11 protein-coding genes and 1 pseudogene are annotated in these 12,381 nt (G+C 63.6%); 9 read left to right on the plus strand and 3 right to left on the minus strand.

Going from position 1 to position 12,381, the window contains the following annotated elements; all coding sequences use genetic code 11:
• Positions 1-40 precede the first annotated feature (40 nt).
• Complete coding sequence (locus DESPIGER_RS05105; RefSeq protein ID WP_072333925.1) at positions 41-1,567, minus strand: outer membrane homotrimeric porin; 1,527 nt, start codon at positions 1,565-1,567, stop codon at positions 41-43.
• A 938-nt stretch (positions 1,568-2,505) separates the two neighbouring features.
• Between DESPIGER_RS05105 and guaB the strand changes: the two genes are divergently transcribed.
• Complete coding sequence (gene guaB, locus DESPIGER_RS05110; RefSeq protein ID WP_072333927.1) at positions 2,506-3,963, plus strand: IMP dehydrogenase; 1,458 nt, start codon at positions 2,506-2,508, stop codon at positions 3,961-3,963.
• A gap of 150 nt (positions 3,964-4,113) precedes the next feature.
• A complete protein-coding gene (gene guaA, locus DESPIGER_RS05115) occupies positions 4,114-5,658 on the plus strand; it encodes a glutamine-hydrolyzing GMP synthase (RefSeq protein ID WP_072333930.1) in 1,545 nt (514 codons plus the stop codon).
• A gap of 111 nt (positions 5,659-5,769) precedes the next feature.
• Here the strand turns inward: guaA and DESPIGER_RS13175 are convergent, their stop codons facing one another.
• The gene (locus tag DESPIGER_RS13175) at positions 5,770-6,192 is read right to left on the minus strand and encodes a DUF4357 domain-containing protein (RefSeq protein ID WP_197678022.1); all 423 of its coding nucleotides are present in this window, start codon (positions 6,190-6,192) and stop codon (positions 5,770-5,772) included.
• Positions 6,193-6,289: 97 nt separating this feature from the next.
• On the minus strand, positions 6,290-6,619 hold the full coding sequence (locus tag DESPIGER_RS13180) for a GIY-YIG nuclease family protein (protein WP_197678023.1): 330 nt from the start codon (positions 6,617-6,619) through the stop codon (positions 6,290-6,292).
• A 257-nt stretch (positions 6,620-6,876) separates the two neighbouring features.
• On the opposite strand from DESPIGER_RS13180, the gene DESPIGER_RS05125 reads away from it, so the two are divergent.
• The 7 genes and pseudogenes from DESPIGER_RS05125 (at position 6,877) to DESPIGER_RS05155 (ending at position 12,334) form a co-directional block, all read left to right on the plus strand.
• Positions 6,877-7,365 carry a twin-arginine translocase TatA/TatE family subunit gene (locus tag DESPIGER_RS05125; RefSeq protein WP_072333933.1) on the plus strand — a complete coding sequence of 163 codons (489 nt, stop codon included), beginning with the start codon at positions 6,877-6,879 and terminating at the stop codon, positions 7,363-7,365.
• Between the two features lie 569 nt (positions 7,366-7,934).
• Positions 7,935-8,684, plus strand: a pseudogene (gene tatC / locus DESPIGER_RS13465) (twin-arginine translocase subunit TatC); the annotation flags it as partial.
• A gap of 386 nt (positions 8,685-9,070) precedes the next feature.
• Positions 9,071-9,661: an imidazoleglycerol-phosphate dehydratase gene (locus tag DESPIGER_RS05135; protein ID WP_173783303.1), complete on the plus strand. Its 591-nt coding sequence runs from the start codon at positions 9,071-9,073 to the stop codon at positions 9,659-9,661.
• A complete protein-coding gene (locus tag DESPIGER_RS05140) occupies positions 9,661-10,320 on the plus strand; it encodes a hypothetical protein (RefSeq protein ID WP_072333941.1) in 660 nt (219 codons plus the stop codon). Before DESPIGER_RS05135 ends, DESPIGER_RS05140 begins: the two co-directional genes overlap by 1 nt.
• Positions 10,317-11,051 carry a 1-(5-phosphoribosyl)-5-[(5-phosphoribosylamino)methylideneamino]imidazole-4-carboxamide isomerase gene (hisA, locus tag DESPIGER_RS05145; RefSeq protein WP_072333944.1) on the plus strand — a complete coding sequence of 245 codons (735 nt, stop codon included), beginning with the start codon at positions 10,317-10,319 and terminating at the stop codon, positions 11,049-11,051. The genes DESPIGER_RS05140 and hisA overlap by 4 nt, the downstream gene beginning before the upstream one ends.
• A gap of 547 nt (positions 11,052-11,598) precedes the next feature.
• Entirely contained in the window at positions 11,599-11,985 is a 387-nt protein-coding gene (locus DESPIGER_RS05150; RefSeq protein WP_072333947.1) for a DMT family transporter, read from the plus strand.
• Positions 11,986-11,995: 10 nt separating this feature from the next.
• Positions 11,996-12,334 (plus strand): DMT family transporter, encoded by a 339-nt coding sequence (locus tag DESPIGER_RS05155; protein WP_072337559.1) that lies wholly within the window; start codon positions 11,996-11,998, stop codon positions 12,332-12,334.
• Positions 12,335-12,381 lie beyond the last annotated feature (47 nt).

Here is a 12,381-nt window from a genome sequence, read left to right on the forward strand (position 1 = left end):
GGGGCCGGAGCCCCCACGGTCGAACTTCTCAAGCCGAAGCTTAGAAGGAGTACACGAAGGACAGGTTCACGTTCCAGGCGTCGTAGGTGCCGCCATCACGACCGGTGAAGCCAGACATGGGGTTCTTGCCCCAGGTGCTGCGGCTGTCATCCAGCCACATGGCGATGTAGGCAGCGTCCAGCATGATGGTGAAGTTGTCGTACATCTTGTAGGTGTTGGTCAGGCCGATTTCCAGAGCGTAATCTTCGGTGGTCAGATAAATCGGGTCGTAAGCACCATCATAGTAAGGAGCAGCAGGACCGCTCACGAAAGTACCGGGCTTTTCAGCAGCGCCACGCACATACTTGGCCATCTTGGGAGCGTTGGTGCCGCCCATGAAGTTCACACGCAGGGTGTGCTTCAGGTCTTCCAGGAAGCTCACGTCCTTCAGGCGAACACCCACACCCCAGGTACCCACCATGGTGGAACCCAGGACACATTCACGGGCGATGTAGGGGTTGCCGTTGAAGGCGAAGTTGGAGAAGTCATTGTTGCCGTTGGCGCTCACCACAGGCATACGCTCGGAACCGTTCCGCGGATTGCTGTCGTCACCGGAACAATACCAGCCGTAGATGCCGGGAGTACCCCAATCCAGCTTGTATTCCAGCAGCAGGCTGGCCAGCCAGCCTTCGCGGTTCATCTTTTCGTCTTCGTAAGAAGCAGAACCGTAGTTCACATCCCAGGCGATGCGGAAGGGATCCCAGTAGGTCACTTCGCCGGTCACGCCAGCCCAGAAGGCATTGCCGTAGGAGTCATTGTTATCGGTACCCACAAAACCGGACACCAGGCCCTTGGAAGCACGTCCCCAAGCGGAACCATAGCTCTTGGTGCCATCACCATACATGCCGGGACCCATGGCAGCGTACATGACCCAGGGGGTCACCTTCACGCCGTCGAAGGTCAGGGGCAGCAGCACAGCGAACATGTCCATGTTGTCCATGTAGTTGTCCCACTTGGTACCAGCATCGGTGCTCTTGTAACCGTAGTTGTCGTTGTACGGACGGGCCCAGAAAGCGGTCAGGCCCACGTTTTCGTTGAACTGGTAGTTCAGGCTGACGGCGGCCACGTCATCGTCGAGGATCTGGGAAGCGTTGGTGGTGAAGGCAGGCAGAGCCAGGCCCTGGATACCCATGCGGACCTTCAGGTCGGTCTGGGGAACCATCCAGTCGATGTAGGCGCGCTTCAGTTCCACCACGCTGTTGTTGTCAGCACCCAAGGCGCCGCCGGTCTCATTCTGGCCCCAAAGCTGGTCACCGATTTCGAAGAACACGGTACCGGACAGGGATTCGGAGGCCACGGCGTCCAACTGCAGGCGGACACGCTGGCGGGCTTCGAATTCGTCTTCGTTGCCCTTGCTATTCGTGTAACCAGAGTTACGGGCGGCCTTGCTCTTGGCAAAATCACCGTGCATGCCGTAGTCGAACGACATGATCCACTGGCCCTTGGCCTTGAAGTCGATAGCGTTGGCGCCGGTAGCGGCACCCAGCATCATAGCGGCAGCCAGAGCGAGAGTCATAAGCTTCTTCATGATATACCTTCCTTCATTACTTCCGCATCTTTCGATCCCGCCCTCTGCGGGATCTTTTTCCCTTGCGGGACCCCATCCCTGCCCTGTGCGGAGCGGAGCAGGGATCCCGGCCGGTACGGCCGGAGCAAAAGCTCGTTGTTGAAAGTCCGCGGCACGCAAGCCTGCTTGCCCGTCGAACTTGTAAAAATTTTTAAACCCCTTTTATCTGTTTGTCAATATTATTATGGAAAAACGATATCACCGATGCGGAACGCTCTTCTCCATATTAGAAAAAATCAAATTTTTTAATGAGATACACAGGAATATCCGTACAAAAATATGATGTGAAAACCCATAAAAAATCACGAAAACACGGGGTCCGTGCCCGCCCCCGCCCTGTCGCCGGAACAGGGCACGGCAGCCGGAGCCACGCCCCCGGGCTCTTCCCCGGCCGGGAAAGCCCCGCCACGGGAAGGCATGCCCCGTCGCCCCGGCATCGACCAGAGCTCCCGTAACGGCTTTTGTCCGATCCCCAGCCGGGAATCCCGGCACAGTCGTCTGCCACGTCGCCGCCCTCCGTCTGCCGTCCCGTGCGTGCCGGAAGGGAGCCCGCCATACGAACCGGCCTTCCTTCCGGGGGCACGCGGCAGAGCCGCGGCTTCCATCCTTATATAATATTCATCAATGTTCATCCTTCGCGCTCCTGCCCGTGGAAAGCCGGGCGGCGCCGCCCCTTCAGAGGCATGTCCGGCGTCGCGGTCCCCGCACCGCCAGTGGCCTTTCGGGAACGGGACATGCCGTATACCGGTCAGCTTTCTCCCGCGTCCCGTGTTCCGTAAAGATTTTTGCCAGCTGCCGCGACCGTTCCGGCCCTTTTCTTGCATTGACATGGACACGAGGAACGTATATGATTGTATATTAAATTTTGTTGAACAATTCCAGCACATTACGAGGCAAATATGTTCACCAATCGCGGCAAGGCCCTGACTTTTGACGATATTTTGCTTGTCCCCAGCTTTTCGGAAGTGACTCCCGACGCCGTGGACATCTCCACCTGGCTCACTCCTTCCATCGAACTGCGCATCCCCCTGCTCTCCGCCGCCATGGACACGGTCACCGAATCGGCCATGGCCATCAGCATGGCGCGCATGGGCGGCATCGGCATCATCCACAAGAACATGCCCATCGAACGCCAGCGCCTGGAAGTGGAACGCGTCAAGAAGAGCGAAAGCGGCATGATCCTTGACCCCGTTACCGTGTCTTCCCGCAACTCCGTGCAGGAAGCCCTGGACCTGATGGCGGATTTCCGCGTGTCCGGGCTGCCCGTCGTGGACGACGGCAAGCTGGTGGGCATCCTCACCAACCGTGACGTGCGCTTCATCGAGGACGCCTCCGCCATCCGCGTGGGCGAAGTGATGACCAGCAAGAACCTGGTCACCGTGCCCATGGGCACCTCCCTGGAAGAAGCCAAGCGCCACCTGCACGAACACCGCATCGAAAAGCTCCTCGTGGTGGACGAGAATGCCCGCCTGCGCGGCCTCATCACCATGAAGGACATCGACAAAGTCCAGAAATATCCCAATGCCTGCAAGGACAGCGCCGGCCGTCTGCGCGTGGGCGCCGCCATCGGCATCGGCCGCGACTGTGACGAGCGTTCCGAACAGCTCATCCAGGCCGGTGTGGACGTGCTCGTCCTGGACTCCGCCCACGGCCACTCCCTGAACGTGCTCAAGGCCATCCGCAAGGTCAAGACCGCCTACCCCAACTGCCAGCTGGTGGCCGGCAACGTGGCCACCTACGAAGGGGCCCGTGCCGTGCTCGAAGCCGGTGCCGACGCCGTCAAGGTGGGCATCGGTCCCGGCTCCATCTGCACCACCCGCATCGTGGCCGGTGTGGGCGTGCCGCAGGTGAGCGCCGTCATGGACGGCAGCCGCGCCGCCCGCGAGATGGACCGCTGCTGCATCGCCGACGGCGGCATCAAGTTCTCCGGGGATATCGTCAAGGCCCTCGTGGTGGGCGCCCACTCCGTGATGATCGGCTCCCTCTTCGCCGGTACCGAAGAAAGCCCGGGCGAAACCATCCTCTACCAGGGCCGTACCTACAAGATCTACCGCGGCATGGGCTCCATCGACGCCATGAAGGACGGCAGCTCCGACCGCTACTTCCAGGAACGCAGCAAGAAGCTGGTGCCCGAAGGCATCGTGGGCCGCGTGCCCTACCGCGGTCACGTGATGGAGGCCATCTACCAGCTCATGGGCGGCCTGCGCTCCGGCATGGGCTATGTGGGGGCCCGCACCCTCGACGACCTGTTCAACAACACCACCTTCTGCGAGATCTCGGCGGCGGGCCTGCGTGAAAGCCACGTGCACGACGTCATCATCACCAAGGAAGCCCCCAACTATCGCATCGACAACTAGTCTCCGACCCGCGGGCGATCGCTGCAGCGACCGCCCGCAGCCGTCTGATGCCCGCATCCCGTTTTCCGGCAGCCAGGCTGCCCGTTCATGACACTACAAAAGGACGCCGTCCCTTCCGGGCGGCGTCCGCATACATTGCAAGGAACACTCATGGCGCACAGCAAGGTCATCATCATTGACTACGGTTCGCAGGTCACCCAGCTCATCGCACGGCGCGTGCGTGAAGCCGGCGTGTATTCCGAAATCCATGCCTGCAACGTCACCGCCGCCGAAGTGGCCGCTATGGCTCCTTCGGCCATCATCCTTTCCGGCGGTCCTGCCAGCGTGGGCGAAGCCGATGCCCCCACTCTGGACAAGGGCTTCCTGGAACTGGGCGTGCCGGTGCTGGGCATCTGCTACGGCATGCAGCTGCTGGCCCAGAACCTGGGCGGCGAACTGGCCCAGTCCCTGACGCGCGAATACGGCCCGGCCGACCTGACCCTGAAAGCCCCCTGCGCCCTGTGGGACGGCCTGGACAGCTCCAAGGCCAGCCGCGTGTGGATGAGCCACGGCGACAAGGTCAAGACCCCCCCGCCCGGCTTTGCGATCACCGGCAGCACCCCCACCCTCGAAGTGGCCGCCATGGCCGATGAAAGCCGCAAGATCTACGCCGTGCAGTTCCATCCCGAAGTGCACCACAGCGTGGACGGCGACGCCATGCTGCGCAACTTCCTGTTCAAGGTCTGCAAGATCGTGCCCGACTGGAGCATGTCCAGCTTCGTGGAGCGCGTGGTCAGGGAAATGGCCGAAAAGATCGGCGACAAGCACGTGGTCTGCGCCCTTTCCGGCGGCATCGACTCCACCGTGGTGGCCGTGCTGCTGCACAAGGCCATCGGCCATCGCCTGCACTGCATCTTCGTGGACAACGGCCTGCTGCGCCTCAACGAAGGCGAGGAAGTGGTCAGCTACCTGCGTGAGCACTTTGACCTGAACCTCAACTTCGTCCAGGCCCAGAAGCGCTTCCTCGACCTGCTCAAGGGCGTGGAAGATCCCGAAAAGAAGCGCAAGATCATCGGCCACACCTTCATCGACATCTTCGACGAAGAAGCCAAAAAGCTACCCGAAGTGGAATACCTGGCCCAGGGCACCCTGTACCCCGACGTCATCGAATCCGTGTCCCACAAGGGTCCCAGCGCCGTCATCAAGAGCCACCACAACGTGGGCGGCCTGCCCGAGACCATGAAGCTCAAGCTGGTGGAACCCCTGCGCGAACTCTTCAAGGACGAAGTGCGCAAGGTGGCCGCCGAACTGGGCATGCCCGATTCCATCGTCTGGCGCCATCCCTTCCCCGGTCCCGGCCTGGCCATCCGCGTGCTGGGCGAGATCACCGAAGAGCGCCTGAACATCCTGCGCCAGGCCGACAAGATCGTGCAGGAAGAACTGCGCGAGTCCGGCTGGTACCGCAAGGTCTGGCAGGGCTTTGCCGTGCTGCTGCCGCTGAAGACCGTGGGCGTCATGGGCGACGGCCGTACTTATGAGCACGTCATCGCCCTGCGCGTGGTGGACAGCGTGGACGCCATGACCGCCGACTGGGCCCGCCTGCCCGCCGACCTCATCGCCCGCATGTCCGGCCGCATCATCAACGAAGTCAAGGGCGTCAACCGCGTGGTCTACGACGTCTCCTCCAAGCCCCCGAGCACCATCGAGTGGGAATAAGGCCCGGGACGGCCCTGCTCCCGGCCACAGTCCGGCGCACTGTGAAGACAGCATAAAAAAAGAGCCGACAGCCAAGCCTGTCGGCTCTTTTTTTATCAAGGTGCCGCAACGCTATGCCAGCCCGTCTTCCTCCACATCGCGCAGCGCCCTGTTCCCCGCCGTCTTCCATACCGCACGGCCATTGGCGTTCCTGCCCAGGACCACAGAGGCCGCCAGAGAAGGGCTGGTGAAGATATGGTCTTTCACAAAATGGAATTCCGCATCGACGATCCCTTTCTCAAACAGGCTGTCGCGCAGACGGCTCAGGCTTTTCGCCATGCTGGGCACGACCGATGCGGCGATGGCCGAGCCCTTGAGCACGGCAAAGCCATCCGCCACGACAAGTCCCCTGGCATCGGCCCCTTTGGCCGTCTTGATGAAAAAGCAGGTCGGCTCATCCTGTTGTCCCACGCTGCTCTCTTCCAGCGTATCGAAAGACTTGTAGCCCAGCGTATTGACGAGCAGACGGGCGTTGCCGATGAACTCCTGCAACATGGCCTCGTCATATTCCGAGATCGAGGAGCATGTGGGGATCGTGCTGTTGAGGATGACCGCTCTCCCCGAATCCTGGGCCAGGCAATAGAACCTGTTCTCAAGATATCACATGCGCCTTGTTGAGCAGATCGTCCTTGCTGATGACGACGATGGCATCGCTCCAGTAGTCCGCATCATGCAGATGCTGTTTCAGGCGTGTGCAGACCTTTTCCGCCTCACCGATGTAGACGGTATCCGTATTGTTCTCATCCTTCCCCAGCAGGAAGTAGACGCCGGTGTTCCCGGCATCGGCCCTCTGGGAAAAGACGGAAAGCTCATTGCGCGAGACCTTGTAGACACGGCCGTTCCAGTTGGAGAGCTCGCACATGATGCGGCCATTGGGATTGCCGTCAAAAATATACATCTGTATCGTCTTGCTGAATGCCACAGCCGGTCCCCCTCGTGATGGCAGGTGCTTTCAGGATATTTTTTACCATGACAGTCTATCCTTCCCGGCCGCGGCATTCAACAGCTGCGGCATCTGCCCGGCCAGGGGCAGCGGCCTGCACAGCCGCCGGGAAGGCCCCGCCGAAGAGTGGATGCGGCAGGCGGCCGATGTACTTTACAAGGCCTGCGGGCTCAGGTAATTTTGCGTTTTAGCATTTCCGCGTCCCTGACGCACAGGACTAAAAAGCAGAGGAAGATATGTTCGGTATCGGCAGTACGGAATTTCTGGTTATCCTTCTTGTGGCCCTCGTGGTGCTGGGGCCCAAGAGCCTGGCAAGTGTTTCCCGCACCCTCGGCAAGGCCATGGGAGAATTCCGCCGCGTCTCCACCGATTTTCAGCGCACGCTGAATGCCGAAGTGGAGCAGGAGGAGCATCTCAAGCGCAAGCAGGAAGCTGAAAAGGAATTTTTCAGCCCCGAAGCCCGTGCCGAACATGCGGCCCAGACAGCCGCCCAGGCGCAGGCAGCCGCACAACCCGCGGCCCCCCAGACGCAGGCGGCTCCCGCAGCTGGCGCCGCGCCTGCCGCCACGGAGACCGCGGCCGCCCGTCCCGCCGCCCAGCCGGAAGTCGTCCCCGCTGCCGCGCCCGTACCGCCTGCGGAAAGCCCCCTGGCCCAGGCCGAAGCCGGCAGCCCTGCCACGGCGGCCCCGGCTGCCGCCACTCCTGCCAGCGGAGCAAAAGCATGAGCACCATCCAGGACAAGCAGGATCTGGCCGTCACGGTCACGCCTTCCCCGCAGGACGCGCCCGTCTCTTCCGAGGCCCCGCAAACAGCGGCGGGCGAAGATCTGCCCGAAGCCGCCGCGGACAGGGCCGCTCCTGCCGCGACTTCCGGTACAGGGCCTGAACCGGCATCCGGCGTGGACGCGCCGTCGCCCGCATCCATGACAGCCCCTGCGCAGGAGACGCAGACCACCGTCCCTGGCGCCGCGGCCGGAGAAGCGGCCGACGGCGTGCCCGAACCTCCGGCGGACAGCCCTCTGGCCCAGGCCCTTGCCAAGGCCCGGGCCGAAGCCGAGGAAGCCCCCGCCCCTGTGGAGCAGCCTGCTGCCCCCACTCCCGAAGCCCGGGCAGACGATGCCGCCTCCGCGGCTGCGGAAGCTTCTGCCGAACCTCTGCCGGATACGGCCGCCCCGGCTCCTGATGCCGTGGCCGCTCCCGCGCCGCACGGCGGGGATGACGCGGGCCAGCCCCCCGTCCCGCCCGCCACGGCCGCCGCCGGCGCCGGCGGGACGCCCGAGCCCGAGGAAAAGACCATGGGCCTCATGGATCACCTCAACGAGCTGCGCTGGCGCCTGGTGCGCTGCTTCATCGCCGCCGGTGTGGGCTTCCTGCTCTGCTGGGCTGTGGTCGAGCCCATCTTCGACTTCATCACGGCCCCGCTGCTCAGTGCTCTGCCCGAACACGGCACGGCCATGTACACCACCCTGCCCGAACCCTTCTTCGTGCGCATGTTCGTGGCCTTCGTGACCGGCCTTTTCGTGACCAGCCCGTACATCTTCTATCAGATCTGGGCCTTCATCTCCCCCGGCCTGTACGAGGAAGAGAAAAAGGGCCTGCTGCCCATCGCCCTGCTCTCGGCCGTCTTCTTCATCGGCGGCGGCGTGTTCTGCTACTTCATCGTCTTCCCCTATGCCTTCAACTTCTTCCTGGGGTTCTCGTCCGCACAGATCCAGGCCATGCCCCGCATCACGGACTACCTTGATTTCGTCATCAAGCTGCTCCTGGCGTTCGGCCTCATCTTCGAGATGCCCCTGTTCTCCTTCTTCCTCTCCCGCATGGGGGTCATCACGGCCCAGATGATGCGCAAGGCGCGCCGCTATGCCGTCCTGTGCATCTTCATCGTGGCCGCCATCCTGACGCCGCCGGACGTGGTCTCCCAGCTGCTCATGGCCATGCCCATGCTGCTGCTCTACGAGATCAGCATCCTGGTGGCCGCGGCCTTTGGCCGCAAGAAGAAGGAAAAGAAGGAAGAGAAAGACGGCACGCCCGGCGACCCTGCGCCTGCGGATCCCGCGCCCGCGTCCCCCGCTCCCGAGGGCCCGGACGGCACGACGGTGGCTGCTGCCGCCGCTGCCGCCACGATGACTGCCATGAGCGATGACGACGCCCAGCGCATGCCGCCCGAAGAAGAGGAAACGCCCGCTCCCGCCACGGAGCCGGACGAGGCCACCACGGACGGGACATCTGCACCGGAGGAACAGGACGCGGCAGAGCTTTCCGAAACGCCGCAGGACAGTCCCGCGGCGGAGGAAGCCACCACGGACGGCGATACCGCCGCGGCGACGCCCGCAGCACAGCAGGACGACACCGCTGCCGTGGCAGGAATCCCTGCCGCTGACGACGAGCCCGCAACGCCCGCCAAGGACAAGGAATGATGATGGAAACTGCACTGCCCCAGCGCTCGGCCCGGCACGCCCGCAAAAGCGCCGAGACCGACATCAGCCTGAGCCTCACCCTGGACGGCTCGGGCACGACCGATATCCAGACCGGCTTCGGCATGCTGGATCACATGCTGACCCTGACGGCCTTCTGGGCCGGCATGGACCTGCACCTGCGCTGCCGGGGCGACCTGCACATCGACGCCCACCACAGTGCCGAGGACATCGGCCTGGTCCTGGGCCAGGCCGTGCTGGAGGCCCTGGGGGACCGCGTGGGCATCGCCCGTGTGGGCTACGGCCGCGTCCCCATGGATGAGGCCCTGAGCGATGTCACCATCGACCTTTCCGGGCGCCCCTGGCTGGAATGGCGCGGTGACGAGCTCCTGCCCCCGGTCATCGCCGGTGAGGAAAAAGACCTCTGGCGGGAGTTTTACAAGGCCTTTGCCAGCAGCGCCCGCTGCAACCTGCATGTGACCATGCATTACGGCAAAAATGGTCACCACCTTCTGGAATCCGTCGCCAAAAGCCTGGGACTGGCGCTTGCCCAGGCTGTCCGGCGTAGCGGGAACGTCATCCGCAGCACCAAGGGAGGGCTGGATTGATGAAGAACCGTTTCCTGTGGATAGTGTGTGCGCTTTTGTCCCTGCTGCTCCTGGCGGGCGGCTGCAACCGCAAACCTGCCAGCACGGCGGACGTGCCGCGCTCGCTGTCCCATCAGTACAAGATCGCGGTGGCCCCCTTCACCCAGCCCCGCGACACCAGCCAGCTCATCATGGGCCAGATCCCCCAGCCTCAGGGGCTGGCCGCCCGTGACGTGCTCATGGCCCAGGACCGCCAGCTGCGTGACGTTTTGTACACCACGACCAAACGTTCCTACGACTTCCTGCCCCGCACCCGTCCCCTGCCGGACCTCAAGCGTTTCCATACCTCGGAGCGGCCCCAGGCCCTGCCCCTGTGGGTGGAATACGCCCGCAAGACGTCGGCGGACATCCTGTTCATCCCGCAGGTCCTCACCTGGCGGGACCGGCAGGGCTCGGCGGCCGGTGTCACCGAACCCGCCCATGTGCGGCTGGAGTTCTTCCTGCTGAACATCAAGGAAGGCACCATCATCGGTCACTCCGTCTACGAGGTGGAGCAGCAGGGACTGACGGAAAACCTGCTCAACGTGGGCGACTTCTTCAAACGCCAGGGCAAGTGGGTCACTGCTGAGGAGCTGGCCCGCGAAGCCATGATCAAGGCCGTAAAGGATCTGAAGTTATGATTATCTTTCCCGCTGTCGACATCCAGGACGGCAAGGCCGTCCGCCTGAAACAGGGCCGTGCCCACGAAAGCACCGTGTTTTCCCCCGATCCTGTGGCCGCCGCCGTGGCCTGGCGGGACAAGGGCGCCCGCTGGCTGCATGTGGTGGATCTGGACGGCGCTTTCGACGGGCTGCCCAAAAGCCGGGACATCGTGCGCGCTATCTGCCGCGAGCTGGATATCCCCGTGCAGCTGGGCGGCGGCATCCGTGACGAGCAGACGGCCCGCGCCTATCTTGAAGCCGGGGTGCAGCGCCTGATCATCGGCACCATGGCCCTGGAGCAGCCCGAGGCCTTTGCTGCCCTCTGCAAGACCTTTCCCGGCCGGATCGGGGTCTCCCTTGATGCCGAAGGCGGACGCCTCAAGACCAAGGGCTGGGTGGCCGATGCCGGCCTGAGCGTGGACGACGTCCTGCCCCGCCTGCAGGAAGACGGCGCGGCCTTCATCATCTATACGGACATCGAACGTGACGGCATGCAGTGCGGCGTCAACCTGACGGCCCTGCGCCATCTGGCCGAGACCTCCACCGTGCCGGTCATCGCTGCCGGGGGCGTGGCCACGCTGGCCGATGTGCAGGCCCTGTACCCGCTCAGCACGCAGGCAAACCTGCAGGGCGCCATCAGCGGCCGTGCCCTGTACGAGGGCACGCTCGACCTTGTGGAAGCCAACGCCTGGATCGCCGCCCAGCAATAACCCCCGGATACGGCAAACAGCACAGGGAAGGAGCTCACGTCTCCTTCCCTTTTTTGATGCCTCCGGCATCCCTGGAACAGGCGGGGAGGCCGGACTCCGGCGGGTTCCGCTCCCGGCATCCGCCGTCAGCATCCCCCTTCCCGGGCCTGCCGTCCTTCACAGGGCCTGCTCCGCATGCGGCACATGCCTCTTTCCGGCCTGCCCAAAAAGGACGCCTTCCCGGCATGGGCCCTCCGGCACCTTTGCGCGGTGCGGGCCCATCGCCCCGTATCAGCGTTCCACGCCTTCAGTCCCCGTCCCTCTCCTGTCCGGGGCGGCGGTGAGCTTGCTTCACGCCATCTTCTGGCCTATCATATACTGATGCAACATCCTCTGCCCATCCTCTCACGGCTTTTCTTCGCCGTCATGGCAGAGCGACACTGGCGCAGCCACCTGTAATCCCGATGCCCCTTGCCGCCAGGCCGCTCCGGCCCGGCACGTCTGCTGCAGCTCCGCAATACCCTTGCGGGGCCCTTTGCGTTCGACCGTGTATCCTGGAAGGTGCATCATGAATCCCGCACGTCCCTACCACTGGCTTTGCCTGCTGGCGGCCATTCTTTTCGAGGTCGCCGGTACGACCGTCATGAAGCTGTCCTTTGGCTGGCGCTTTGCCCACGCGGCCCTTGCCGGCCTTGTCCTCATGTGGATCGCCATCGGCCTTTCCTACTACTCCCTTGCCAAAGCCACCACCGGTCTGCCCGTGGGCGTGGCCTTTGCCTTCTGGGAAGCCCTGGGCCTGGCCCTCATCACGCTCTCCAGCATCTGCATCCTTGGCGAGCCCTTTTCCCTGCAACGCCTGGCCGGTCTGCTCTGCGCCCTGGGCGGCGCCCTGCTGGTCCATCACGGCACTGTCCAGGATCAGGATCCCGTCCATGCCGGCCGCGATGCCGGATAAGGGGGCCGCCATGAGCACAGAAACGCTGCATCTCCTTCTTTCCGCCGGTCTGGTGGCCGGGGCCGCGGCGCTGGACGTGGCGGCCAACCTCATGCTGGCCCGCTCCGACGGCTTCAAAAAACGCCTGACCGGCATCGGCGCGCTGGCGCTGGTCGGTCTGGCCTTCTACTGCCTCTCGCTGGCCGTCCAGTACATGGATCTGGCCGTGGCCTATGCCATGTGGGGCAGCCTCGGCATTCTGGGCACCTCGCTGTGCGGCTGGCTCTTCCTGCGCCAGCGTCTCAGGCCCTGCGCCTTTGCCGGCATGGGCCTGCTCATCATCGGCATGATCCTGTTGCGCACGAGTTAGCCTGGAGTCTTCTCCCGGAGCCCCCTGCCCCGTGCGGCCGGGGATGC

It is taken from the genome of Desulfovibrio piger (genome assembly GCF_900116045.1).
Lineage (GTDB): Bacteria > Desulfobacterota > Desulfovibrionia > Desulfovibrionales > Desulfovibrionaceae > Desulfovibrio > Desulfovibrio piger_A.